Source organism: Acinetobacter sp. YH16032 (genome assembly GCF_013417345.1).
In the GTDB taxonomy this organism is placed as follows: Bacteria; Pseudomonadota; Gammaproteobacteria; order Pseudomonadales; family Moraxellaceae; genus Acinetobacter.
The window spans coordinates 57,388-81,028 of the sequence record NZ_VPEE01000008.1 but is presented as its reverse complement, the minus strand read 5'-3'; the positions used below and the strand labels follow the sequence as shown (position 1 = coordinate 81,028).

Here is a 23,641-nt window from a genome sequence, read left to right as displayed (position 1 = left end):
ATTAAGACTCCGCAGCTAAACCGTATTCTTTCGCTTCTTCTAGATCAACAGTGACTAACTTCGATGTTCCTGGCTCAGGCATTGTTACACCAAGTAAGTCAGTAGCCATCGTCATCGCAACTTTATTGTGTGTAATGTAAATGAATTGGACCTGTTCAGAAAGCTCTTTTACTAAATTACAAAAACGTCCAACATTTGCATCATCTAACGGTGCATCAACCTCATCCAATACACAAAATGGTGCTGGATTCAGTCGAAATATAGCAAAAACTAATGCTAGTGCTGTTAGTGCTTTTTCACCGCCTGATAACAATGCTAAAGAGCTATTTCGCTTTCCTGGTGGTCGAGCCATTAGCTTTACACCAGATTGCCAATCATCTTCTAAACTTAAACTTGCTTCACCACCATTAAACACCTTTGGGAATAAGTTTTGCAATTCCGCATTTACTTGATTAAAGGTAGTCATGAATAGCTTTTTAGTTTCTTGATCAATGCTTTTCATCGCATCTTTTAATTGTGCGACTGTTTTTTCAAGATCTTCAATTTGATGGCTTAAATCTTCATAGCGCTTTGATACTTCTTCATACTCTTCTGAAGCTGCTAAGTTCACAGCGCCTATTTTGTCAAACTGACGCTGTACTTGCTCTAACTGCTGTTGGTGCTGACTCAGATCGATTTGCATATTTTCTAATAATTCAGCATTAAGCTCTTTTAATTGTTCAGCATAATGTTGTAAATCAGATTTAGCCACTTGCCATGCTAAACGCTTCTCTTCTAACTGGGTTCTAAAGTGCTCATCACTTTGCTGATGATTTAACCGTAGCTCCGTCAATTTTTGTTGCTTGGACTGAATTTCATTAAGCTCGACTTGCCATGAGGACCAAGTCTTTTGTAATTTTTCAGTCTGCTGCTTTTGAGCCTCATATTGGCTTTGCAAAGTGGGTAATTCTAATTGAATCGGATCCACGAAATTTTTAGCTTGTGTAATTTGAGTGATGATCTGCTGATATTGAGTTTTTAGAAAACTTGCATCTTTTTCCAACAGCTCAATTTGTTGCTGATTTTGCGTATGAGTACGGCGGTTTTTTTCTAACTCTTGTTGTTTTTTGTAGACTAAGTCCTGAAGATGCTCAACCTGATTATTCAATTCTTCAACTTGAAACTCTAAAGTTTTGTAGTGTGGAAGATTGTGCTCAATCTTGAGCATCAATGCATGTAAATCGATTTCCAAATCATCTTTTTGCATCGCATCTTCTTCAAGCTGCGCATCAAGTTGAGCAATTTGCGACTCGATGTGTAGATTTTGCGATTCAAAAGCCTGCTGAGCCATTTGCTGTTTTGCAATCTTCACTTCAACTTGGTGAGCAAGGGCTTGATGATTTTTTAACGCTTTTTGTAACTCCGTACATTCACTATTTTTTTGTTCAAGCTTTAATTGCATCTCAGCGAGTTCGAGCGTCATTGACTCATGCGCTTTCACCATTTGTGTCAACTCTGAATCAATTTCATCTAATCGAATTCGGTGGCTAAGTGCTCCTTGAGCATCTTGACTCGACTCATCAAAGTACAGACCAATCATCCAGTCAGGACCAATATGATAGCCATCCAAACTTAAAATAGACTCACCTGGTTTTAATTGAGGCTGTAATTGAAGCGCCTGCTCAAAATCTTGAGCTATCGCAACGTTTAACCATAATGAGTTTTGGGGGAAATCAATCCAGCTCGCTAATGTGGGTAAACCAAGTACAGTCCCAGATACATCTTGCTGAATAACTTTTAATTGACGGGCAGATTCGGTCTGAAATAAATCTTCACTCTTTAACGTATTCGCATGCAGCCACTTTGACAGAAATTTTTCGACCAATGCTGCAAATGGTTTCGCCTGATCTTTTAGCTTCAAAATTTGCATTAAAGGGTCATTGCTCTTCGATGCATGTCGACTGACTTTCACCACAAGCTGTTGTAATTGTTTTTGTTCAGATTTCAAAATCTGTATGTGTGAATTCAAATCTGTGCATTGACTTTTTTGCTCAGTCAATGAGATTTGATCACGTTTCAATTGAGTTTCTAATTTCTCAATTCTTTCTTCTAGACGAACGATTTCAATCTGTACATCATTTTTTTCATGCAGGAGATTGTCAATATCATCCTGTTCATACTGTGCTTGATTTTGAGATTTTTGTTCGAGCAAAGTTTGTTTTTGCTGCTCAATTCGAAGCACATTTTTAGCCAATTGATCACTCTGCGCCAACATTTGTGCACGTTGCTGTTGTTGCTTTTCAACCAATGCTTTTATTTCAGAAAATGATTTTTGCGCTTCAAGTTGCTTTGCCTTCAGCTCATTGAATTGTTGTAAATCAAGCTGTGCACTTGATTCAGTATCACTCAATGTTGTTGCTTGATGTTCTTGCTGGAGTATCAAATCTTCCAACTGAATATCAATCAGTTGCATCCGCTCTTTGGTTTGTATTTTTTGTTCTTCAAGCTGCTTTAAAGTTAAAGTATTTTGAGCAAACAATTGCTGTTTTTGATCCAAATTGGCTTGTAATTCAGCCAGCTTTTTTTCAGCTTGTTGCCATTCTTGCTGAAGTGGTGTGGATTGTTGCATTAATCGCTGAAATAACTCATTTGTTGCTGTTAAATCATGCTCAACAGTGGTGAGTTCAGAACGAACAAGCTTAAATTGCTCACCCAATTCAGTCATTTCAGTTGTATATTCTTGTTGAATTCGTTCACTTTGATGGCATTGAAATGAAAGTATCTCAACTTTCAAAGTTCGAATTTCAGTCTCTAAGGCTTTATATTGAAGTGCAGCTTCTGCTTGACGCTTTAGTGTCTTTAATTGGGATTTTAATTCAACAGCAATGTCATTTAAACGACTTAAATTTTGATGAGTATGTTCTAAATGTTGCATCGTCTCACGACGACGTGCTTGATAACGTGATACTCCAGCAGCTTCTTCGATATAAACGCGCATTTCATCTGGTTTTGCATCGACCAAACGATTAATCATGCCTTGTTCAATAATCGCATACGAACGAGGACCTAAGCCTGTTCCTAAAAAAATATCTGTAATATCACGGCGGCGGCATTTTGTGCCATTGAGAAAATATTCAGATTTACCATCGCGATTGACTTGGCGACGTACCGCCAACTCACTATAAGCGTTGTATGCTCCACCTAGTTTGCCATAGGTGTTTTCGAAGCGTAATTCTACACTGGCCATTCCCACTGGTTTACGCTTTGCTGTCCCAGTAAAAATGACATCCTGCATACTTCCACCACGTAACTGGCGTGCGCTTGACTCTCCCATCACCCATCGGATTGCATCGATGACGTTGGATTTACCACAACCATTTGGTCCCACGACTGCGGTACGGTTGGCTTTAAATTGTAAGGTGCTGCTATCCGCAAAAGATTTAAAGCCAGAGAGTTTTAAGCTGCTTAATCGCATAGTGTCCTGATTATCTGCGCGATCTCCGCGCCCAAGCTAGTTCAATTTGTTTCATTCGTGTCAGTGACTCTAACACTAGATTGCGCAAGTGTCGGCAAAAATCTTCCATAAATAAAGTAGCTTGTTGTGATTTTCGGATCAAAATTGCATCGATCACGAGCTTAATTAATTCAAGTGCTTCTTGGAGCTCTCTACGCGAAGTATTTAAGGTTAAAAAATAACTACGACGTATAGATGGCAACAGTTCGCGATAAAACTTCATTAAGTATGGGTTGGCTACCATATCTTGTTGCTTAGCTAAAAATTGAAATACACCATCGTAAAATTTTTCAGTATTACTTTGTTTAACTTGTTCAATTAAATATTGCAAAAGTTGCTGAAGCGCCTCAGCTTCATGATTACGCCAAGTTTCACTCATACGCTGGACGATCTGCCCTAACATAAGTGCACTCGTATCAAATAAAGCTCGCACTTGTTGGGCAGACATTTCTGACACAATTGCGCCGCGTCTTGGATAAATTTCAATTAAATGCGTGCGTTCAAGTAATAATAAAGCTTCACGTACCGAACCTCGACTCACGTCTAATTCTTTAGCGATACGCAATTCTTGTATACGTTCACCTTCGACCAATTCGCCACTAATAATCTGTTCACTTATATGTCTGGCTATTTGCTCTGAAAGGCTGTCCACTTCTTCCAATTGCATAATATTCCTATTTATTTTTTTTCTCATACTTCATCAAGCATGATGCTATATTATTGTTTTTATACCAATAGCATCATACTGGCTATGTCTTTGTCTGACAATTTATCAAATTTTTAAGTCAATACACATCATTATTTTCGAGAATGATTTGGCATATTTTTCTCAAAATACGCCTTGATAAATAAAATAAATCCCTACAGTTGTAAGCAAAGCTGCAAAACATTTTTTCAACATCGCTGCTGACAGTTTATGTGCAACTTTTGCTCCTACTTTTGCGGTGATAAAACTCATTACACTAATGCCAATGAATGCATAAACATGAACATATCCAATGGCATTTTCGATTTCAGCAGGTGCTTTTTGTCCGTAGAACATAAATCCAAATGCACCTGCTAAAGCAATCGGCAGTCCACATGCAGCAGATGTTGCAACAGCTTTTTGCATCACCACCCCATGATGATTTAAATAAGGTACGGTTAAACTTCCTCCACCGATCCCAAAAATTGCTGAAGCCACACCAATTCCACTTCCCGCCGCCAATTGAGCAGGTACAGAAGGTAGTTGCTTTGATTGATCGACCACCACATTAGCTCCACTGAACATACGGTATGCGACCCAAATTGCGAAACAACCGATAATCAATTGCAGCATTGGTCCAGAGATAATACTGGCCAATCCAGCACCAAAAAATGAACCCAATACCAAACCTGGCGCTAAATTTTTAAATACTGGCCATAGCACTGCACCTTTTTTATGATGGGCCATAACCGAGCTAATCGATGTGACCACAATCGTAGCTAACGATGTTCCAAGCGCCATGTGCATAATGACAGTTGGGTCATAACCCATTTGGGTAAATACAATAAATAAAATGGGTACGATGATTAATCCACCGCCCACGCCAAACAACCCTGCAGTAAAACCAGCGATTGCACCAATAGCTAAATATATGATTAACTCCATAAATCTTTTACTCTTCTCAGATTCAACATGGATTTAGAGACTCGCCACCTCAGTCAGCTTTTAACTGAAGCTCAACAACTTCCAGAAGTTTTACTGTTAAAACAGAGCACCACTTCAACCAATGATGAAGTACGCGCACTCATCAAAAAAGGTGTACAGGGTATTCTTGTATGCAGTGAGACTCAAACTCAGGGACGTGGACAACATCAACGACAATGGGTTTCCCCAGTCGGGAATATTTATTTAAGCACATTGCTAGAAACCAAAACACCCTTAGATGGTCGACTATCCCTTGAGATTGCACTCAATATTTTGCAAATTCCTTCATTTAAGTCATTGGATCATTTACAAATCAAATGGCCAAATGACCTTTATAGTGCGCAAGGCAAATGGGGTGGCATTTTGGTAGAGCCTGTAACCCCACATCAGGCGATTGTTGGTGTTGGTATTAATTTATTGCCTGTTTCTGATGCAGCAATCGAACAGCAAACCACATCAATCATGCAATTGGGTTTAGCTCATCCAAATCGAATTAAGATTATTTCAGAGCTTTATCTTGCCATCATGCAAGCTGGACAATGGTTTGAGCATGGAAGTTATAACCTCTCGGGACGTTTCAATCACTATGCTGCTTTTATGAATCAGACTGTAGAGTTTGAGCAAGTGAATAAAACAGTACAAGGTATCTTTAAAGGTATTGGAGATGATGGTCGAATTAATATTTTGACTGAACAAGGTTTAATCGGTTTGTATCAAGGGCGTTTACGCTTAAAAAAATAAAGAAAAGATAGGTCAGCGAATACATGATGAAACGTCTTTGGTTAGATATAGGCAATACGCGTTTAAAATATTGGATCACGGAAGGTGAGCAAATCTTGGAGCATGTGGCGGAGCTTCATCTACAATCTCCTGCGGACTTAATGTTGGGTCTCATCCAACACTTTAAATCTCAAAACCTATCAGAAGTCGGTATCTCATCTGTTCAAGACAAGAAAAATAACGATCGTATACTCAAAATTTTAAAACTGCTGGATATCCCAATTGTCGTTGCTAAAGTTCATCAAGAATATGCAGGACTCCAATGTGGATATACAGAACCGAATCAATTGGGTATCGATCGTTGGCTACAAGTTCTAGCGGTCGTCACCGATCCTCAAGAGAAATATTGCGTGATCAGTTGTGGAACGGCCTTAACAATTGATTTAGCAGATGGATTTACACATTTAGGGGGATATATCGTACCTAATCTCTATCTACAACGAGACTCACTTATTCAAAATACCAAAGGGATCAAAATCCCTGATGCTGCATTTGATGAGTTAAGTCCTGGGCAAAATACAATGGATGCTGTTCATCATGGTATTTTATTGGGATTGGTCAGTATGATCGAAAAAGTTTTAACAACATCTCCAAGAAAATTAATCCTTACAGGTGGAGATGCAGCACTTTTTGCTCAATATTTACAATCTTATGACCCGAAAATTGAAACCGATTTATTATTAAAAGGCTTACAACGCTATCTTGCTGTCACGCAACAAAAAACATAACTTAGTCATCAGGTCTGCTGAACTGAGTGTCTCTTAAAACAAAAAATTATTCACTCAGTGTCAGTACACACATCCAAAATACAAAAAAACAGGCTGAACAACATGAATAACAGGACGTTAAACGTTTGGAATATCGCGAAGAAACTGCCCTTTGGGAAAATACTTTTCAATCAAGTGATCCAACTCAAAACACCTTATTTCAAGTCGATTCGCACGAAAATTATTGAATTGAGACCAGATTTTTGTCAGGTCCAGATGTCTAAAGAAAAAAGGGGTTTAAATCACCTCGATACTGTACATGCGATCGCATTGTGTAATTTGGCAGAGCTTACTGGTGGTCCAATGACAGAAGTCACTCTTCCACCAAGTCATCGATGGATACCCGACGGTATGCAAGTCAACTATATTAAAAAAGCAACGACCGATTTAACAGCAGTTGCTTATCCTCTGACGCCAATTCAAGCGGGGCAATCCATACCAAATAGATTTGTAGCGTGTGTCGAAGTCCATGATCAAAACCAAGCGCTTGTCTTTAGAGCAGAAATCAATATGTGGGTGACATCACGTTAAACACGTCAGTGAGAGCCTATAGCTTCTGAATTAATCTCGAATAATCTCAGCCCAGACCTCAGGCAATGCCGTACAACCTTCTGAATCAATAAAATGGCCTTGATGTTCAGCAGCAACGACATGTGCATCAATACTTTCAGCTTGCTGGAAACTAAATTTAGGCAGAACGCGCTCATCACCTTCAGAATAAATGACCACGCGATCATGAACTTGGTCACGAATGAGTTCAAAATCTATATCAGCAGCATCAATAAATGGATTGACTTGCTCAAGCCGCCCTAAACGTCCATTGAAACCAGCAACTAGAATTAATTTTTTGATTTTTTGGTTTAAAAGCACTTGGCTTAAGTAATGTAAAGTTGCAATACACCCGAGACTGTGAGCAACAAAAATTGTTTGATCATCAATTTGAGCTATTTGCTCTTTCATTTGTTGTTGCCACGTTCCTAATAGTGGCGTCTCAGAAGGATCTAATCTCAATACTTTTAATGGAATACCATACTGATCAGCTTGTTGTTGTATCCATGGAAACCAATTTTCTTCAGGGCTTGCCGTATATCCATGCACAACATAAACCTGTGTCATTTTCTTGCACTCTTGACTGTATTCTCAACATCATGAATTGATTATTTTTTAAACTAAATAGTAAGTTTGCAAAATTATGTAGCATGAAAAAAGGCGCCACAGCGCCTTTTTAATTTTTGGGAATTATTTTGGATCTTTTCCACCGAATAACGGACCAACGCCACCGCCGCCACCAAATTTCTTTTGCATACCGCTTAATGATTTCATCATTTTCGCCATACCCGATGGATTCGCAAATTTTTTCATCATTTTTGCCATTTGGGCATGTTGTTTGATCAGCTTATTGACTTCAGCAACATCCATACCACAACCTGCTGCGATACGTTTTTTACGGCTTGGATTCATCAAGTCAGGATTGCGACGCTCTTTGATGGTCATCGATTGAATAATCGCTTCCATTTTCTTCACTTGCTTTTCAGGATTTGCTTGAGCAATCGCATCCTGAATTCCTGAGTTACTCATGCCAGGCAACTTGTCTAAGAAGCCCATCATACCGCCCATTTTATTCATTTGTTCAAACTGCATCAGCATATCTTCAAAGTTGAAGCTGCCGCCTTTTTGCAGTTTTTTCGCCATTTTTTCAGCTTTTTCTTTGTCGACTTTACGTTCAAGCTCTTCGACCAAAGAAAGCACATCACCCATACCTAAGATACGTTGTGCTACACGCTCAGGATGGAATGGTTCAAGGGCATCGAGTTTCTCCCCCATCCCCAAGAATTTAATAGGCTTACCAGTAATTGCACGAACAGAAAGTGCCGCACCACCACGCGCATCACCATCAGTTTTTGTAAGAATCACACCGGTTAAAGGCAATGCATCATTGAATGCTTTTGCTGTATTTGCAGCATCCTGACCGGTCATTGCATCTACAACGAACAGTGTTTCTGTAGGATTAATCGCTGCATGCAATTCTTTAATTTCGCCCATCATATCGTCATCGATATGTAAACGACCTGCAGTATCGACAATCAATACATCCGCAAATTGAATTTTAGCTTGTTCAATTGCTCGGTTTGCAATCGTAATTGGTTTTTCATCAGCACTTGATTCAAAGAAAATCGCGCCGACTTCACCTGCTACAGTTTGGAGTTGCTTAATCGCTGCAGGACGATAGACGTCGGCAGAAACCATTGCGACTTTTTTCTTTTGTCGCTCTTGTAAAAAACGAGCTAATTTTGCAGCAGTCGTCGTTTTACCTGCACCTTGTAAACCAGCCAATAAAACAACAACGGGAGGCTTTGCAGCAAGATCAAGACTTTCATTTGCCTCACCCATCATTTTGGTGAGTTCATCATGAACAATTTTGACGAATGCTTGGCCTGGAGATAACTGTGACATCACCTCTTGACCTAATGCCTCTTCCTTAACTTTCGCGATAAATTCACGAGTTACAGGAAGTGCAACATCGGCTTCAAGAAGTGCCATACGCACTTCACGTAACGTATCTTTAATATTGTCTTCGGTCAGTTGCCCAGAGCCAGTAACATTTCTTAAACTCTGCGTGAGTCGTTCTGTTAAGGTATCAAACATTGCAAAATCCGCTTAAAATGGTTGTTGCAAAAAAATCTTTCTTAAAATAGAAAATTTATGCATAAGATGCTATAGGATACTGTAGTTCGTTTGGAATTTATATCTTATTAGATGAATATTCAGCATCCATAAAAAGGTTTGACATGATTAGCCTCTCTTTGGTTTACACAATTTTAGCATTGATCGCCTATACCACTGCCTTTTGGTATTTGCTTACCCATTTAATGACTAAACGTGTCCCTAATCATTGGCTTATCAGTCTCGTAGCTGGATTAGGCTTGATCTTGCATGCTGTCGTCTTATTGATAGATATGAAAACGCCTTTCGGCATTAACTATAATGTTTTTAATCTCCTTTCATTTACTTCAGCACTCATGTTGTTATTGAGCCTGCTTTATAGCACTTATCGACCTGTACTTGCGCTAAATCTGATTGGAATACCAGTAGCTGCATTGGGTTTAATTTTAGGCTATTCCTTGAGCCAGCCTATACTTACACTTAAACAGAACACACTTGGACTTGATGTCCATATTATTTTGTCACTCTCAGCTTATGCAGTGCTATTAATGGCAACAATTCACGCAGTTTTGTTGTGGTTACAAGATCGTGAGTTAAAAAACAAACAGAAACATCGTGTTTGGGTAAATCTATTACCCTCCTATCAAGCAATGGAATCTCTGTTATTCGATATGCTTGTTACAGGTTTCATTTTATTAAGTACTGCACTTATCTTCGGCTTTTTTACGATTGATGATTTTTTTGCACAGCATTTGGCACATAAAACAGCGTTTAGTATTGTTTCTTGGTTTGTTTACGGTGCACTTTTATTTGGACATTATCGTTTTGGTTGGCGCGGTCAAAAAGCGAGACGCTTTACCATTATTGGTTTTATTTTACTTGCAATAGGCTTTATTGGATCAAAATTTGTATTAGAAATGATTCTAGGAAAATAACCATTATGTGACATAAATCACAATATATAATAATAATCAAATAAATATCACATTATATTAAATTTTATATAATTTAACTATATTTAAAATATAGGGAAATAAATTTAAGTATAAATAAATTCTTATATTAAAAATAGTATTTAAAATCAATTACTTAAAAACCAAAAATTAGAACAACCCCTTATGATAATTTAATAAACAATAGTTAATATTATTTGAATTATTTAATTAATTAATATTAATAATCTGTTCATCGCTTAATACCCCCCATTAATCTCCTATAAGTTGTTATTATTTAGGTTAGTAGCTAATGTTACAGTTAGTAAATGGATATTTTTGGTGATTATTTTGGGGTGTGTATGAAATTGCAAAAAGGTTTTACCTTAATCGAATTAATGATCGTCATCATTATTGTTGCAATCTTGGCTGCAATTGCAGTACCTAGTTATCAAAACTATGTCACCAAAGCAAAAATCAAAGAAGCTCAGTCGAATTTAATTGCGCTTTCATTAGCAATTGAAAACTCATATCAGCGAACTTTAAATTATCCCAACTCAATCGGTTCAAATCAAATAAACACTGCATTTTCATCATGGAAACCAAGTACCACCGCTTTCGATTTTGAATATGAAAAATTAGGACCTAACTCATATCAGGTAAAAGCTATTGGTAAACAGTCAAAAGTTTCAGGATGTATATTAATTTTGAAAAACACAGGACCTTTACCACCAACTAATTGTGGTTCAGTTACAAAGTGGGGAAATTAATATGAAAAAAATTTCCCATAGAACTTATCATCAATTAGGTTTTACATTAGTTGAATTAATGATCACCATTGTAGTGATAGCTATTCTACTTTTTATGGGAACTTCATTAACACGTGCTTGGATAGATCAAGGACATGTTGATAATACTATTTCCGCACTAAAAAATGCCACATTTCAAGCTCGTGCTGCTGCATTAAGAAATACGAATAATCAACCATCTACTTTTGCCGCTGCCAGTGTATGTTTTGATCGAACGAACCAAAATATTCTCGTTGTTCGTGCTGCCCAATTTTCAACAGATGGTTGTACTCCCAGTGCAACCAATGCCACAGATGGTAACTTTATTTTACAAAGCATCCCACTCGATAAAAATGTCAATTTAACAGTAAACAGTGTTGATTTTAACTGCTTGGCGTTTAACTCCGCTGGTATCTTGGTGAATTCAAGCTACTCAAGCCAAGTTTGTTCAAATTTTTCAGATATTAAAATAACTATCAAAAAAAATAAGGAGATCGCTGATGTTCAAATCAATTAATCAGCAGGGTTTCACACTACTCGAATCTCTAGTTGGTCTACTTATTTTTTCAATCATTGTTTTTGGCAGTGGCTTAGCGATTAGTAAAATGTTGAACACTCAACGCAATATGAATATCGACAATATTCTGATCAATGAATTGCAAAATAAATTACAAATTGCGGAACAAACAGCCACAACAGCAACGATTTGTGATGCAGATATTTTTAAAACGAATATTGTAATTAATGAGACCACTTATTTTGTTGCGTGTGCATTATTTAGCACTGAAATTGAAGCACTTAAAGGATCTTCAAACTCTAGTCAAATGAGTTGGCCAGTAATAGCAGCAAGTTCAGAAAGTAAAATTGTAGCTCAACAATGTGCTCAGGGTGTTCTAGGCGCATCCTGCTATCGCGTAGGGAGATAATCATGTCACAAAAAGGATTTACCCTCATTGAGTTAATGGTCGGACTCGTGATCGCCTTACTTTGTATGATCATGATGTTGATGCTCTTTAAACAAACAACTCAGATTGGTATCAACTCCTCTCAAGATTCTGAATACGATGCTCAAATCAGAACAGGCTTACTGGTCGCGCAAAAATTGATTCAGAATGCGGGTTATGGCACAGGTAACAGTAACGATATTGTTTCAGGTACTTTTTATAGCAACCCAGCCATTTTTTGGCGCTTCATTCCAAATATTGGAACTACGCCAACCACTTATCAGTGCCAAGGTTTAGCAGAAAAAATTTCCGATGATGGCAACTCAAAACTTCACCGACTAGTTCTTTTAAAAAGAAACTGTGGTTCTGACACAGATTTAACGGACGCAAATTGGCTAGAGGATCAAGTTATCGTCGCTTTTCGCAGTTCATCCTCCAGTCCTATCTTCAGTTATGCATTGAACGCGGGTAAATGCACCCCTTACGGAATTGATAAAAATAATTCTAATGGATTAAAAAAGTTAACAATAACAGCTCAACGTGAACACATGACAGGCACAGGTGGAAGTATCAGAAATACAGTCTGCCTGAACAATATTATTAAATCTTAAAGTGAGATCAAAATGAATAGCTTAAATAAACAGCAAGGCATGGCCACTATTCTATTGGTCTTGCTGATCGGCCTTACAGTAATGGTTATTACTTCTACTGTAGCTCGAACACTTCTTTCAAATAAAGAAGCAAACGTCGCAGCTCATGCTCAAACCAACGTGCAACTCATGGGGTGGTCTGGTGTAAGTGCATTACGTACTTATTTAATGAATGCTTATAAGGAAAAGAAGGTCACTGAGTTAAGCCTTTTGGAAGGTAAAACTATATCATTGCTTAATGATGTAACAACTGGCAGATTAATTAGTGCAAAAATAATTAAAGTTACAGGTTGTACTGGAGCAACTATTAAAATCGATAACGTCGAAGGTACTCCCTGCGTTATTTCTGCCGAAATTAGCTCAAGCAGCGCTGAATCTAGAGCTGCGACAAGCATTCAAGCTGTATATGATTTAAAAGCAGGTCAAGCAAGTATTAAAGATAGTAAGCCATCACTTAACTATGGTGGTAATACATTTCTATCGGGTACGACTTTATCAGCAGAGAACCCAGGAACTGAAGCTGTATTGAATGTAGATGGTGGTCATGCATCAATCCAGGCAGGTTTCAAAACGAATAATATTTCTGAACTTACAATTAATGTTAAAAAACGTGATGGTAAAGGTGGTGATGTCATTATTGATTGTTCCTTTACCAAATGTGGAAACACTAAAATTAATATCAATGCCGAAGGTTATGTGCATATTATTCACCCAGGTGATTTTGGATCAATCAAGGCTCTAGAATGGGTCAAATTACAAACTGGTGTAAAAGCTGACTCCATTGAAGCTTTAGGAAACGTACATCTGGCATTAAACTCGAGTGCTGGATTAATTAAGACTAATGGTAAAGTTACATTAAGTGAAGGGTCTTTCTCAGGCGATATCAAGACAAATGGTGATGTGATAATTTACACCAATGTAAAAGTTGGTTCAATTGAAACTTTAGGCGCTGTCACCGCTTCAATTTTGAGTAACATAAATGGCGATGTGAAATCTGGGAAAAGTATCAATCTTTCCAGCAGTACAATTACTGGCAGTGCATATGCTTATGAATACGTCGACTTGGATACCAATTCAAAAGTCTTCGGTTCTATTTATGCAAAAAACAAATCTAAAACTGGCATAGGTATTTACAACGCCGCAGTTCGTTTAAGCACAAGTTGGGTTGGAGGTAATGTTTATGCTGATGGTCATCTCAGACTGCTTGATAGCTTGATAGGTGAGGATGTTAAAGGATCTGTAACGCTTACAGGGGAAGTTAAATCTCTTTTCACCAATACTATTAAAGGTAGAATCAAGGAGAAACAAAATTTAGCGTCCATCCCTGAACTTAATTTCACAGTGAACAGTCCTTTTAATCCTACAGAATTTCGTTCTCAGTTTACATCTGACATTGGGAAAAACATGAAATTTGTGACGCGTATTGATGTAACCAAATATAAACCTTACGCAAATTACATTTTCACTCGCACCTACGGTGTTGCGCGGATTTATTTAAACCAGTTAAAAAATGAATCCACTGGTGAAATATATGTACATAAAATTGATACAGATGGCCGCTGGAAACAGTTTGTTAAAGCATCAGAAAATATCAGTGATGGAGATGCAACTTTATTGAATGAAGAAGGTTTTTATCTTGGTAAATACACCCGCAACGGTAAACACTATGTTGGGGCAATTTGTAAAGAGATTCAGGAACCTCAAGCACTTTCCAATAGTGCATTAATTCTAAAAGATCATTATAGCGGTTACTGTAAAAGTGAAATTATTGGATATCTACCACGTGTAAGCATGGATTTTATAGGACTAAATGGTTCTGAAAGAAGCATCTTTGGATTCCCGAATGACTATGACTTTACCTTACCTGAAACATTCTATATTCGCTCAACGAAAGTATCTTCAATGGATAATGCTGCGTTTGCACCAGGTATCATGTATTTCCATGGCAATGTGATTATCTCAGGTGATGCAAATATTAATGGTGACAGTATGACCACTACATTCACCAACACATTCTTGGCTGAAGGAGATATCGATGCGATTGCGTTTTCTCCGCGAATCTATTCACCTTACAATGTGACAAGAGAATCTAATCCTTCTACGATTTGTTCTAGAGATTTGACATCAGTTAATGGTAATAAATTCACAAGTGGGCCACCAGCGACTCAACCAACAACCATATCCCAAAAGTTTTTGACTCCAATTAATTTATGTAAGGATGCAAACACTTTTCGCTATGATATGAACAAAGATGCTAATGGTGAAATCACTCTTTGGGATATTGATGGTGTTACAGTCAAAAAACTAGATTTAGGTTTAGTTGCACTAATGTCTAACCGAATCGTTCGTATTGGTGCCTGTGCACGAATATACGGTGATGTACTTGCTCGAAGTACCGTTGAAGGCAGTGCTGCATGTGGTATTACTAATAATAAAAACTCAATCGTAGGTAGTATCAGTTCACAAGGTAGAGCACCATATATCGATGGAATAGAACAGGTGAATACTTTCGGTGCAGGTACAAACTTAGTCATTCCTGACAGCAAATATACCAACTCAAAAGACTCAGTCGTAACTAAACCTGGAATTGCAGTTACTGACGCTGACTTACAATGGGCTAAATATCAATAATTGGAAGCGAAAAGCCCAAACATAAGTTTGGGCTTTTTTTTGTGTGAAATTTCTGACTAGACAAGCTATACAAAACACCGTATAACACCGTTTTTCGCATATTCAGGTGACCAAGTGAAACTCGTTTTAGCACCCATGGAAGGTTTAACTGATCCCATCATGCGTGATGTTCTCACACATGTCGGCAGCTTCGACTGGTGTGTAACTGAGTTTATCCGTGTCACTGATTCTGTCCTTCCAGATCACATCTATCATTCTTACTGTCCCGAATTATTGAACGATGGCAAAACAGCATCAGGAACACCCGTTCATGTTCAATTTTTAGGGAATAATCCAACCATGTTGGCTGCCAATGCCGTTCGAGCGGTGGAGTTAGGTGCACCTGCAATTGATATGAATTTTGGCTGTCCAGCTAAAACAGTTAACCGACATCGAGGTGGTTCTGTATTATTGGATGAACCTGAAACAGTGTATCAACTGGTTAAAGCTGTACGTGATGCAGTGCCTGCTGAAATACCAGTTTCAGCAAAAATGCGTTTAGGTTATATGGATCGTAATTTCACCCTGGAAAATGCACATGCTATAGAAGATGCTGGTGCCGCTTGGGTGACCGTTCATGCACGAACAAAAGCAGATGGCTATACCCCACCCGCCTTTTGGCATCAACTTCAACCCATTCGTCATGCGCTTAGCATTAATGTGATAGCCAATGGTGAAATCTGGAATAACCAAGATGCGCGCCAGTGTTTAATAGAGTCAGGTTGTGAAGATCTAATGATTGGTCGTGCAGCAGTGACAACACCCGATGTCACACAATGCATCCGACATAATAAAGACGAAGCGATATTACAATGGAGCGATTTAATTACACTCCAAATTCGCTTCTTAAATGGTTCTTATAAAAAAGAAATGAATATGGTCGGACGTTATAAGCAATGGCTAGGTATGATGTCTAAACATTATCCTGAAGCAAAACTGTTATGGGATGAAGTGAAACGTCTGAAACAAGTAGATGAAATCATTGCTAAGCTCAATCATTTTCAAAACATTATGCCAACTGTCTAATTTCTAAATTCTAGAATGAATAACTCCGAACTTCACCTTGAAAATTCAGACAGTCTTGAACACGAGTGCGTTGAACCTCAGACAGTTGCTCTGGACTAAACCATGCATATTCCGTATGTTCCTCAGAGAGTTGAATTTGGGCGTTATTTTCAATCATGCATCTAAAGATAAAGGTGTGTGAGTTTACATGTGCGTGATAGTAAACCCCAGACAAATACTGGATGCTTACATCACAACCTATTTCTTCTTTACACTCTCTTAGCAATGCTTGATGTATGGTTTCACCTTGATCTAAACCACCACCAGGCAACCCCCAACTGTAATTGGCATAGTTTGCTTTCAGTAATAAGACTTGTCCCTCTGGGTTGGTGATCACCGCATGAGAACTCAAACGATAAAAATCATAAAATCCCATGACACGTCTCCAGAATTTAACTCATTCATGAAAGATAACACTGTTTAAGCCCATCTAAATGCTCAAGATAAGCTAAACCACAAGCCTTAATTTTGATTTATCCTTCAAGATGATAGCCTTTCCCGTTGCTAAGTCTACAGGCATAGAAATATGTTGGTGTACCATCACCCATTGTTCATTGGTTTTTTGTAGACATAATGTTGTACGACACCAAGGCATTTGCAACTGACCTTTTAAGGCTTTATGTTCCACTTTAGAGTGACAATGTAATACAACCAAATGATCACTCGCATGCACTTTTACATCACGGCGAGTGATTTGCATTCCATCGAAGAAATAGGGACTAAATTTTTGCCATTCTTTTCGATAAGCTTCAGCTCCCTCAAGTTGGGTGCTGACATCAAACATACTTACATTTTGCGCACATTGTTCGATTAACGCATCAACATTATTACCTACTAATGCTGAATCCCATTCTTTTAATTGCGCTAATACTTCATGAGCAGCAACAACATTACCCTCAATCTGAATAGACATGATGTGACCTTATTGTTATTAGTGTGATGAAGTTAACACTTTTAAAGAAAAACTGTAATGTTATTTTGTGCCAAGCAAAGAAATTTTTATTCTAATTTGTATCTAAAATTCAATTTAAATTGATAAAAAACAACCATTATTTATTAAAACTTATCATTATGATCAAATTAAAACCAACGACGAGTTATTATCACATAAAAAAATTGGCCCCAGTTTCACTGAAGCCATTATAAAAGCTTATGCTTTCTTTACATATTCGGACTTAAGTTTCATTGCGCCAAAACCATCTACTTTACAATCAATATCATGACCGTCCGTTGCATCTGGCAACAAACGAATACTTTTTGCTTTAGTACCGACTTTGATTACGGATGATGAACCTTTAATTTTTAAATCTTTGATAACCGTTACGGTATCGCCATCTGCAAGAAGATTGCCATTTGCATCTTTGATCTGAACCACTTCTTCGAGTGTCTCTCCTTCTTTCCATTCATGTGAACATTCTGGGCAGATCAAGAGGTCCCCATCTTCATAAGTATATTCAGAGGAACATTTTGGGCAATTTGGCAAAGACATAAAAAATCCAAAAAATAAAAAATTTTGCTCAATATACCACTTTCATCTAGCGAATAGAAAAAAACCTTAAATTTTATAAGGTTTAAATAAAAAAAACCTAAGTTCAATCACTTAGGTTCTTTTATTGGCTCTAGCCTTGTTTAGCTTTGAAACTCATCTTCTATATCTTCATCATCATATACATATGCCATACATCCCCATCCATCGTACTCACCGTCATAGTCATTGGCTATTTTGGTAAACCACTCTTCTAAATCCACAATATCTGAGTATTCTGGCTCCATATACACATAAATCGTGATAATCCATTCTGCGGATTCAGACTCTTCATCAATAAATAAACTGATCTTTTGTTCTTCCTGAAGCAAGAACAAGGCACATTTTTCAGCTTTGTCTTTAGAGCTAAAAGCAATTGAGTACTCAATCTCATGCGGCTCGCTTAAATCATCTCCATCCTGGAACATTTGCCACAGTACATCGCCATTATCATCATTTGGAAATTGTTCTAAATCACGGCTCATACGTTCATCCTTATTGTGGTTATTGCGTATACAATATCCTAGAGTAGCCTATATTTATTTCATTTTGGAGAAGAATTCATTAGAAATTGTTCTTAACTTTATATGATCGTAATTGTTAAATTTTAGTTAGGCACTCACAATACGTATTTTGCTTGAAGCGTTTCATTCAAAATGGAACTTCACTCACAATTTTAATTTCAATACCACTCAACGGTTGTTGAAACTCTAAATAACTCGCATGCAAAGCCATACGCCCTAAATCACTGAGTTTAGGGTTTGGATGATAGAGTTTATCACCTGTGATCGGATGACCTATGGCTTGCATATGTACGCGTAATTGATGTGAACGCCCCGTAATTGGCGTCAACAAGACACGACTAACATCTAAATGCGCATCATAAGCGACCAATTCAAACAGTGTTAAGGCTGATTTTCCAAGTTCAAAATGAACGATTTGTCTCGGTCTGTTTTCCCAGTCCGTAATTAAAGGCAAGTCTACTTGTCCCTGTTGTGCAATTTTACCTTGCACCAGTGCCACATAATTTTTTTTCACGGTGCGCGCTTGGAACATTTTGCTCACAGCCACTTCAGCATCGCGATGTTTTGCAAACATCAAAATTCCAGAGGTTGCCATATCTAAACGATGGGTAATTTTTGCATTTGGATATTGAGCTATCACTCTTAAATACGCACTGTCATGATGCTCAGGCAAGCGTCCTGGCACAGACAATAATCCTGCTGGTTTATCAATGACCACCAAATCATCATCTTCATAGACGATGTTAAGCGGACCTTGAGGTGGCATATATACAAAATTATCGTCTAAAGGCATGTGAACAGAGCATTTCTTTGGGATGCGGAAAAATAGCAACTGATCAACTCAGTGTCAATTTATAAGATGAGCGATTTGAGAATTGAGAATTGAGAATTGAGAATTGAGAATTGAGAATTGAGAATTGAGAATTGAGAATTGAGAATTGAGAATTGAGAATTGAGAATTATAATTTTTTTTAAGAGAATTTTGAGGGTGTCAGGGAAAACATGTTGTTTACTTCAACTATTATAACTTTGTAAGTTATAACCCTATTGCCTATAAACTTCTGGTTTATAGCGTCCTAAGCCGAATCAAGACCTTTTGGGTAAGTACTACACGCACGCGGTACGCAACTGGTAGCAATCTACTCTTTTCGATCCCGTCACACCCTTGAGATATATAATAGCGAGACTGCGTCGGGATTAATTTCCTAAGATTAACGAATTTTAGCATCGAATAAAAAAATATTTCATATCACCTTATAAATATAATATTTTTTCCCAAATAGGTTCATTGATACACTTTTTTTAGCGATTTTTAGCTAAATATTGCAATTAAAATTCAAGTTGACCTTCCATTTTAGAGACTGGCTTGAATCCAAGATGCAATGCTCCACCACAACATCATGGCAAACATGCCACACATAAGATTAGCTATTACTTTTTGTAGTTGAGATAATTCAGATTTATAAATTTTGAGGTTAATTGTATAAGCAATTGCACCGAGTGAACCACCCACAGCACCACCAATAATCAGTAGTAACAACGGCCAGCCTGCCATCATGTGGACTTTAAAAGGAAGTTTTGCGCGGGATTTTTCTTGTACTGTATTCACAGGGTGATCCTATAAGTTTATTTCAGTCTTCAATGAGCTTAAGTGCTATAAATCTAAAGCAAGCTTTAGACCAATGCTGAGCTAAAATAGCTGTAAAATTGATCGTGGTTTTTAAATATTTAAACAATCTCACTTAAAAATCAAAGATATAGTTTATTCAGAAGTCTGTAAATTCAATTCATCCACTGAATAATTTAGATATTTACTTGAACAAACGTCAGAATGATAAACAATATTACAGCTAAACCCATTAAAGGCTGTTTAGGCGCAATACTGTTAATTAATCTGGCAATTCTCTGAGCACTCAGCATAAATAATAGAAAAATCAGTAGTGTTGGTAGCGAAATCACCCACATTATTATGTAATAGATGACAAATAAGCTTGTCAAAATAAGACTACCTAGAAGCCCCATAATAATTGGATGATGCATCCCGCTCGGTTCCAAATGCAGTGTCTGTGCGAGCGTGTTGTATATCTGAACAAATATTGCTGTAAAATTTAATGAAAAAAGATAGTCCATTATTCCTGCAATAAAAGGCGTTACACTTAAAAAAGCAACTTGCTTTGCCATCGAAAGGATCATGTTTTTATGATCAATTGTCCAGGTCAAAGACAACCAAACAAATATACAAGCAACAAATGCAGCGGACAGAAGATGAAGCAAATAAATTTGTGAAGGCCATAATTTTTGGATAACGAGAAATATAATGATAAAAATTATAGATAAGTAACCATGAATCTTCTTCAACAAAAATAAGCCTGATTTTGCATTTGAATCTTTGAGCTTGTGATTCCAATTTGAAAAATTTTTTTCAGTATTTTGTAAAAAACCATCAATCTTTGGATTCTGTCTAATCAGATCACCCAAAAAGTAAAGCCCAATTAAAACTTGAAATAATGCCAATATATTTTTCATTCTTTATCCGAGATTTTTAATACTTCTTTTATAAATTTACTGAGCATCAGCTTGACGCTGCTTTTTCTTTTTGAACCAACGTACTGTCCAAACCACACCAATTAGTAAAACGATTACTACCAATACTGGTATAAAGAATGACAATACGGAAATCACCAATGCGCTGACCCACTCACCTGTAGAAACCACAGGATTTGCCACGCCACCCGTGGTTGCGGTCGATACACCCCGTGCTGCCACTGTCCCAAGTTGCACTGCTCCTGCTGTTCCACCACCAACGATGATTGCAGCAGCCCAACTTGCAAATTGCGACATTTCGCCAGAGCTGACCGCCATCGTGGTCAGTGTACCCGCCACCAATGCCGCAGGCGTCGCAATAGTATCCAGTAAGTTATCAATCCAAGGAATGTAATACGCCCCGATTTCAAAAATGGTGGCAACACCCAATGCAATACAAACCGCTGGCATCGCCAACCATTCAAAACCTTTTATGGGTTCAAAAATGCCCATAATAGCGGCAATACTCATCACCAATAATGGAACAAATACGCGGAAGCCACATGCAGCACTTAATCCTATACCAAGACATAAACCGAGTATCGTTTCCATAGTGAACCTTTTTATTAATATGTTTTTAATTTTCTTAAGGTAACAAAAAAGCCCTATGGTGTAATAGGGCTTTTGTTTAAAACAGTAGTGTCTGTTTTAGTGTGTTTGCTTGAGCGAATTATTTTTTAAATTGATTGCTTAAGCATTTGGTACACGGTGGTAAACGATCAGTACCAATTTCTAAGTAAGCACGATGCCCACATTGAACGCAAAAATAGAAACCTGTTCCTGGTTTAGAGCCAGCTGTAACCATTTTTGTTCTCCGTATAATTTTAGAAATGGTGGAATCACTATAACGGAGAATGAATGGCTTTTTATTGTCCATTTCGACGGATGATGGTGGCATAAAAGCTAAAAATGATAATAAATGTATGAGTTCTTGGATTAATAAAATTTTTAGATAGTCTGTAATTCTCTAAATAACATAACCAATCCTATTAAAAACTTATCAAAACTATCTCTATAATTTTCTTCATTAATTTCATATTTATTCATCTGCTTAGCATATTCAGAACCTTTACGATGAGCAACGCCTGTTGATCTGATAGATTGGAGCCCTCTAAGCAAATCTGTGAAATCTCTGTATCTTTCTGATTTTTCGACTAACATTAAAATTAAATTGATTGATTTACTTTCTTCACTATTTAAAAATTTGCTAAGTTCTTTTACATTTACAGAATCTATTGTAGTTTTTGCTAAAGCTAAAACCTGAGAATCAAACTCAGCTTGCTCATTTGAGAGTAATGTTCTGATAGAATTAAAAAAATGTTGGTCTTTCTCAGCTAACGGTAAGAAAAAATACCAACTATTTTTTTTGAACCAATATTCTTGGAAAGTCTTGAACTCTGATTTAAAAATGTGTTCAGCTTTTTCTGAATCAAAAAAATTTCCTAAAAAGCTCCTTTCATAATTTGCCGTACTGATTTTTCTTCCATCAGGAATTAAATTAAAACTTTTCCAATACAATTGTTCTTTTTCAGGTAAATCACGCCCCAAATCACCTAAAAAAACGGAGATATGGTCATTTGAATTATTATCAAACCTTAATCGCCATAATCCATTTCTAATTAAATAGCCATCTTCAATTATATAGTCAGAATTACCATAATACTTATTCATTACTTCATTTTTAAAAAAGACAGGTGTTAAATAATGTGGGGACTGAGGATTTTTACCGAAATAATTTGATAGTTTCTCTGGGTTAGAAGTAAATTCAATTAATTTATCCTCATCACCGCCAATGATATATGACTGATACTTTTTTTCTTTCTCAAATGGCCAAATATTACAACTCTCTATATTTTCACATGCTATTAATTTTTTCCCGCAAATTCTTATAAACCTTGAATAACCATCTACATAACTATCACCAGAATACACGGTGTACGTTAAGTTTTCTTCTTTAACATCATATTCCAACGCAATAGGTTCTGAAGTATGCCAAGTAGATTCAAAATACAATAAAAAGTCCATTTGTTTAAAAGCTATAAATGATTCCAAATATCTTCTTCTTATTTTCACTTCATCGTTTTCAAATTTTATAACTTCTATCAGCTCCCCTAAATCGTCAAAATCTAAATATCTGTTATTTTTTTGATCATGATACAGATTAAATAACAATCTAAACTCTTCCAAAATCTCTACTGAATTATCCACAATACCATGATAATCGATAACCAATACTAACCTTAAAAAGGGCTCATCAATATTTGAATGATAACGCACAACTTTTTCAGCATTCTCATAAGAATAGCTAAAGCCTGAACCACCCTTGCCAACTGATACATCCCAACCATTATTTTGCAAGGCATTATTCGTTTCATCTTTAGAAACTAAGGCACAATACATTCCTGCATCATTATCCTTATCACTAATCGGTAATGTTTTATAGACAGTTATCCAATTGTCATATCCATGATTGGTTTTAATAAATTCTATATACTTTTCTAATTTTACTAAAACTGACACTAAATTATCCCAATTTAAAAACCCCACTTAACAGTAAGGTCTTTATTCAACAATATCAAAAACTTTA

At 37.0% G+C, this 23,641-nt stretch carries 25 protein-coding genes; 10 read left to right on the top strand and 15 right to left on the bottom strand.

Annotated features, from left to right (window positions below; genetic code table 11):
• Window position 1: 1 nt before the first annotated feature.
• From smc to FTV32_RS07370, 3 genes are all read right to left on the bottom strand, one after another.
• A complete protein-coding gene (gene smc / locus FTV32_RS07380) occupies window positions 2–3,454 on the bottom strand; it encodes a chromosome segregation protein SMC (protein WP_180028313.1) in 3,453 nt (1,150 codons plus the stop codon).
• A gap of 10 nt (window positions 3,455–3,464) precedes the next feature.
• Entirely contained in the window at window positions 3,465–4,160 is a 696-nt protein-coding gene (locus tag FTV32_RS07375) for a GntR family transcriptional regulator (RefSeq protein WP_035269253.1), read from the bottom strand.
• 162 nt (window positions 4,161–4,322) lie between these two features.
• Window positions 4,323–5,123, bottom strand: a complete 801-nt coding sequence (locus FTV32_RS07370; protein ID WP_180028312.1) for a sulfite exporter TauE/SafE family protein — start codon at window positions 5,121–5,123, stop codon at window positions 4,323–4,325.
• 27 nt (window positions 5,124–5,150) lie between these two features.
• On the opposite strand from FTV32_RS07370, the gene FTV32_RS07365 reads away from it, so the two are divergent.
• The 3 genes from FTV32_RS07365 (at window position 5,151) to FTV32_RS07355 (ending at window position 7,240) form a co-directional block, all read left to right on the top strand.
• Window positions 5,151–5,903: a biotin--[acetyl-CoA-carboxylase] ligase gene (locus tag FTV32_RS07365; protein ID WP_092767469.1), complete on the top strand. Its 753-nt coding sequence runs from the start codon at window positions 5,151–5,153 to the stop codon at window positions 5,901–5,903.
• Between the two features lie 26 nt (window positions 5,904–5,929).
• Window positions 5,930–6,670, top strand: coding sequence for a type III pantothenate kinase (locus FTV32_RS07360; RefSeq protein WP_035269271.1), 741 nt, complete (start codon window positions 5,930–5,932; stop codon window positions 6,668–6,670).
• Between the two features lie 102 nt (window positions 6,671–6,772).
• Window positions 6,773–7,240, top strand: coding sequence for a hotdog fold domain-containing protein (locus FTV32_RS07355; RefSeq protein WP_180028311.1), 468 nt, complete (start codon window positions 6,773–6,775; stop codon window positions 7,238–7,240).
• A gap of 30 nt (window positions 7,241–7,270) precedes the next feature.
• Here the strand turns inward: FTV32_RS07355 and FTV32_RS07350 are convergent, their stop codons facing one another.
• Window positions 7,271–7,825: an alpha/beta hydrolase gene (locus tag FTV32_RS07350; RefSeq protein ID WP_180028310.1), complete on the bottom strand. Its 555-nt coding sequence runs from the start codon at window positions 7,823–7,825 to the stop codon at window positions 7,271–7,273.
• 123 nt (window positions 7,826–7,948) lie between these two features.
• Window positions 7,949–9,355: a signal recognition particle protein gene (ffh, locus tag FTV32_RS07345; protein WP_035269264.1), complete on the bottom strand. Its 1,407-nt coding sequence runs from the start codon at window positions 9,353–9,355 to the stop codon at window positions 7,949–7,951.
• A gap of 143 nt (window positions 9,356–9,498) precedes the next feature.
• Here ffh and FTV32_RS07340 point away from each other — a divergent pair, with 143 nt between their 5' ends.
• The 7 genes from FTV32_RS07340 (at window position 9,499) to FTV32_RS07310 (ending at window position 16,383) form a co-directional block, all read left to right on the top strand.
• Window positions 9,499–10,308 (top strand): inner membrane protein YpjD, encoded by an 810-nt coding sequence (locus FTV32_RS07340; protein ID WP_180028309.1) that lies wholly within the window; start codon window positions 9,499–9,501, stop codon window positions 10,306–10,308.
• Between the two features lie 359 nt (window positions 10,309–10,667).
• The gene (locus tag FTV32_RS07335) at window positions 10,668–11,075 is read left to right on the top strand and encodes a type IV pilin protein (RefSeq protein ID WP_180028308.1); all 408 of its coding nucleotides are present in this window, start codon (window positions 10,668–10,670) and stop codon (window positions 11,073–11,075) included.
• A 1-nt stretch (window position 11,076) separates the two neighbouring features.
• Entirely contained in the window at window positions 11,077–11,610 is a 534-nt protein-coding gene (locus FTV32_RS07330; protein WP_180028307.1) for a prepilin-type N-terminal cleavage/methylation domain-containing protein, read from the top strand.
• Window positions 11,594–12,019: a type II secretion system protein J gene (locus tag FTV32_RS07325; protein ID WP_180028306.1), complete on the top strand. Its 426-nt coding sequence runs from the start codon at window positions 11,594–11,596 to the stop codon at window positions 12,017–12,019. Before FTV32_RS07330 ends, FTV32_RS07325 begins: the two co-directional genes overlap by 17 nt.
• Window positions 12,020–12,021: 2 nt before the next feature.
• On the top strand, window positions 12,022–12,648 hold the full coding sequence (locus tag FTV32_RS07320) for a PilW family protein (protein ID WP_180028305.1): 627 nt from the start codon (window positions 12,022–12,024) through the stop codon (window positions 12,646–12,648).
• A gap of 12 nt (window positions 12,649–12,660) precedes the next feature.
• On the top strand, window positions 12,661–15,318 hold the full coding sequence (locus tag FTV32_RS07315) for a polymer-forming cytoskeletal protein (RefSeq protein WP_180028304.1): 2,658 nt from the start codon (window positions 12,661–12,663) through the stop codon (window positions 15,316–15,318).
• A 114-nt stretch (window positions 15,319–15,432) separates the two neighbouring features.
• Window positions 15,433–16,383 (top strand): tRNA-dihydrouridine synthase, encoded by a 951-nt coding sequence (locus tag FTV32_RS07310; RefSeq protein ID WP_180028303.1) that lies wholly within the window; start codon window positions 15,433–15,435, stop codon window positions 16,381–16,383.
• A gap of 10 nt (window positions 16,384–16,393) precedes the next feature.
• Here the strand turns inward: FTV32_RS07310 and FTV32_RS07305 are convergent, their stop codons facing one another.
• The 10 genes from FTV32_RS07305 to FTV32_RS07260 all read right to left on the bottom strand — a co-directional run bounded on the left by FTV32_RS07305 (window position 16,394) and on the right by FTV32_RS07260 (window position 23,574).
• The gene (locus tag FTV32_RS07305; RefSeq protein ID WP_035269847.1) at window positions 16,394–16,798 is read right to left on the bottom strand and encodes an NUDIX hydrolase; all 405 of its coding nucleotides are present in this window, start codon (window positions 16,796–16,798) and stop codon (window positions 16,394–16,396) included.
• A 72-nt stretch (window positions 16,799–16,870) separates the two neighbouring features.
• A complete protein-coding gene (locus tag FTV32_RS07300; protein WP_092767489.1) occupies window positions 16,871–17,335 on the bottom strand; it encodes a nuclear transport factor 2 family protein in 465 nt (154 codons plus the stop codon).
• A 237-nt stretch (window positions 17,336–17,572) separates the two neighbouring features.
• Complete coding sequence (locus FTV32_RS07295) at window positions 17,573–17,911, bottom strand: zinc ribbon domain-containing protein YjdM (RefSeq protein WP_035269853.1); 339 nt, start codon at window positions 17,909–17,911, stop codon at window positions 17,573–17,575.
• A gap of 140 nt (window positions 17,912–18,051) precedes the next feature.
• Window positions 18,052–18,432: a ribonuclease E inhibitor RraB gene (locus FTV32_RS07290; protein ID WP_035269856.1), complete on the bottom strand. Its 381-nt coding sequence runs from the start codon at window positions 18,430–18,432 to the stop codon at window positions 18,052–18,054.
• A 166-nt stretch (window positions 18,433–18,598) separates the two neighbouring features.
• Window positions 18,599–19,264, bottom strand: coding sequence for an RluA family pseudouridine synthase (locus FTV32_RS07285; protein ID WP_180028302.1), 666 nt, complete (start codon window positions 19,262–19,264; stop codon window positions 18,599–18,601).
• 561 nt (window positions 19,265–19,825) lie between these two features.
• Window positions 19,826–20,029 (bottom strand): hypothetical protein, encoded by a 204-nt coding sequence (locus tag FTV32_RS07280; RefSeq protein ID WP_180028325.1) that lies wholly within the window; start codon window positions 20,027–20,029, stop codon window positions 19,826–19,828.
• A gap of 245 nt (window positions 20,030–20,274) precedes the next feature.
• On the bottom strand, window positions 20,275–20,997 hold the full coding sequence (locus tag FTV32_RS07275) for a hypothetical protein (protein ID WP_180028301.1): 723 nt from the start codon (window positions 20,995–20,997) through the stop codon (window positions 20,275–20,277).
• 36 nt (window positions 20,998–21,033) lie between these two features.
• The gene (locus tag FTV32_RS07270; protein ID WP_180028300.1) at window positions 21,034–21,606 is read right to left on the bottom strand and encodes a DUF4126 domain-containing protein; all 573 of its coding nucleotides are present in this window, start codon (window positions 21,604–21,606) and stop codon (window positions 21,034–21,036) included.
• A gap of 118 nt (window positions 21,607–21,724) precedes the next feature.
• Window positions 21,725–21,931, bottom strand: coding sequence for a zinc ribbon-containing protein (locus tag FTV32_RS07265; RefSeq protein WP_257227605.1), 207 nt, complete (start codon window positions 21,929–21,931; stop codon window positions 21,725–21,727).
• A gap of 71 nt (window positions 21,932–22,002) precedes the next feature.
• Window positions 22,003–23,574, bottom strand: a complete 1,572-nt coding sequence (locus tag FTV32_RS07260) for a hypothetical protein (RefSeq protein ID WP_180028299.1) — start codon at window positions 23,572–23,574, stop codon at window positions 22,003–22,005.
• Between the last annotated feature and the right edge of the window lie 67 nt (window positions 23,575–23,641).

Excerpts from the sequence above, each read along its gene's own strand:
- smc (WP_180028313.1), bottom strand. The coding sequence starts at position 3,454 with ATGCGATTAAGCAGCTTAAAACTCTCTGGCTTTAAATCTTTTGCGGAT.
- FTV32_RS07375 (WP_035269253.1), bottom strand. The coding sequence starts at position 4,160 with ATGCAATTGGAAGAAGTGGACAGCCTTTCAGAGCAAATAGCCAGACAT.
- FTV32_RS07370 (WP_180028312.1), bottom strand. The coding sequence starts at position 5,123 with ATGGAGTTAATCATATATTTAGCTATTGGTGCAATCGCTGGTTTTACT.
- FTV32_RS07365 (WP_092767469.1), top strand. The coding sequence starts at position 5,151 with ATGGATTTAGAGACTCGCCACCTCAGTCAGCTTTTAACTGAAGCTCAA.
- FTV32_RS07360 (WP_035269271.1), top strand. The coding sequence starts at position 5,930 with ATGAAACGTCTTTGGTTAGATATAGGCAATACGCGTTTAAAATATTGG.
- FTV32_RS07355 (WP_180028311.1), top strand. The coding sequence starts at position 6,773 with ATGAATAACAGGACGTTAAACGTTTGGAATATCGCGAAGAAACTGCCC.
- FTV32_RS07350 (WP_180028310.1), bottom strand. The coding sequence starts at position 7,825 with ATGACACAGGTTTATGTTGTGCATGGATATACGGCAAGCCCTGAAGAA.
- ffh (WP_035269264.1), bottom strand. The coding sequence starts at position 9,355 with ATGTTTGATACCTTAACAGAACGACTCACGCAGAGTTTAAGAAATGTT.
- FTV32_RS07340 (WP_180028309.1), top strand. The coding sequence starts at position 9,499 with ATGATTAGCCTCTCTTTGGTTTACACAATTTTAGCATTGATCGCCTAT.
- FTV32_RS07335 (WP_180028308.1), top strand. The coding sequence starts at position 10,668 with ATGAAATTGCAAAAAGGTTTTACCTTAATCGAATTAATGATCGTCATC.
- FTV32_RS07330 (WP_180028307.1), top strand. The coding sequence starts at position 11,077 with ATGAAAAAAATTTCCCATAGAACTTATCATCAATTAGGTTTTACATTA.
- FTV32_RS07325 (WP_180028306.1), top strand. The coding sequence starts at position 11,594 with ATGTTCAAATCAATTAATCAGCAGGGTTTCACACTACTCGAATCTCTA.
- FTV32_RS07320 (WP_180028305.1), top strand. The coding sequence starts at position 12,022 with ATGTCACAAAAAGGATTTACCCTCATTGAGTTAATGGTCGGACTCGTG.
- FTV32_RS07315 (WP_180028304.1), top strand. The coding sequence starts at position 12,661 with ATGAATAGCTTAAATAAACAGCAAGGCATGGCCACTATTCTATTGGTC.
- FTV32_RS07305 (WP_035269847.1), bottom strand. The coding sequence starts at position 16,798 with ATGGGATTTTATGATTTTTATCGTTTGAGTTCTCATGCGGTGATCACC.
- FTV32_RS07300 (WP_092767489.1), bottom strand. The coding sequence starts at position 17,335 with ATGTCTATTCAGATTGAGGGTAATGTTGTTGCTGCTCATGAAGTATTA.
- FTV32_RS07295 (WP_035269853.1), bottom strand. The coding sequence starts at position 17,911 with ATGTCTTTGCCAAATTGCCCAAAATGTTCCTCTGAATATACTTATGAA.
- FTV32_RS07290 (WP_035269856.1), bottom strand. The coding sequence starts at position 18,432 with ATGAGCCGTGATTTAGAACAATTTCCAAATGATGATAATGGCGATGTA.
- FTV32_RS07285 (WP_180028302.1), bottom strand. The coding sequence starts at position 19,264 with ATGCCTTTAGACGATAATTTTGTATATATGCCACCTCAAGGTCCGCTT.
- FTV32_RS07280 (WP_180028325.1), bottom strand. The coding sequence starts at position 20,029 with ATGATGGCAGGCTGGCCGTTGTTACTACTGATTATTGGTGGTGCTGTG.
- FTV32_RS07275 (WP_180028301.1), bottom strand. The coding sequence starts at position 20,997 with ATGAAAAATATATTGGCATTATTTCAAGTTTTAATTGGGCTTTACTTT.
- FTV32_RS07270 (WP_180028300.1), bottom strand. The coding sequence starts at position 21,606 with ATGGAAACGATACTCGGTTTATGTCTTGGTATAGGATTAAGTGCTGCA.
- FTV32_RS07265 (WP_257227605.1), bottom strand. The coding sequence starts at position 21,931 with ATGGACAATAAAAAGCCATTCATTCTCCGTTATAGTGATTCCACCATT.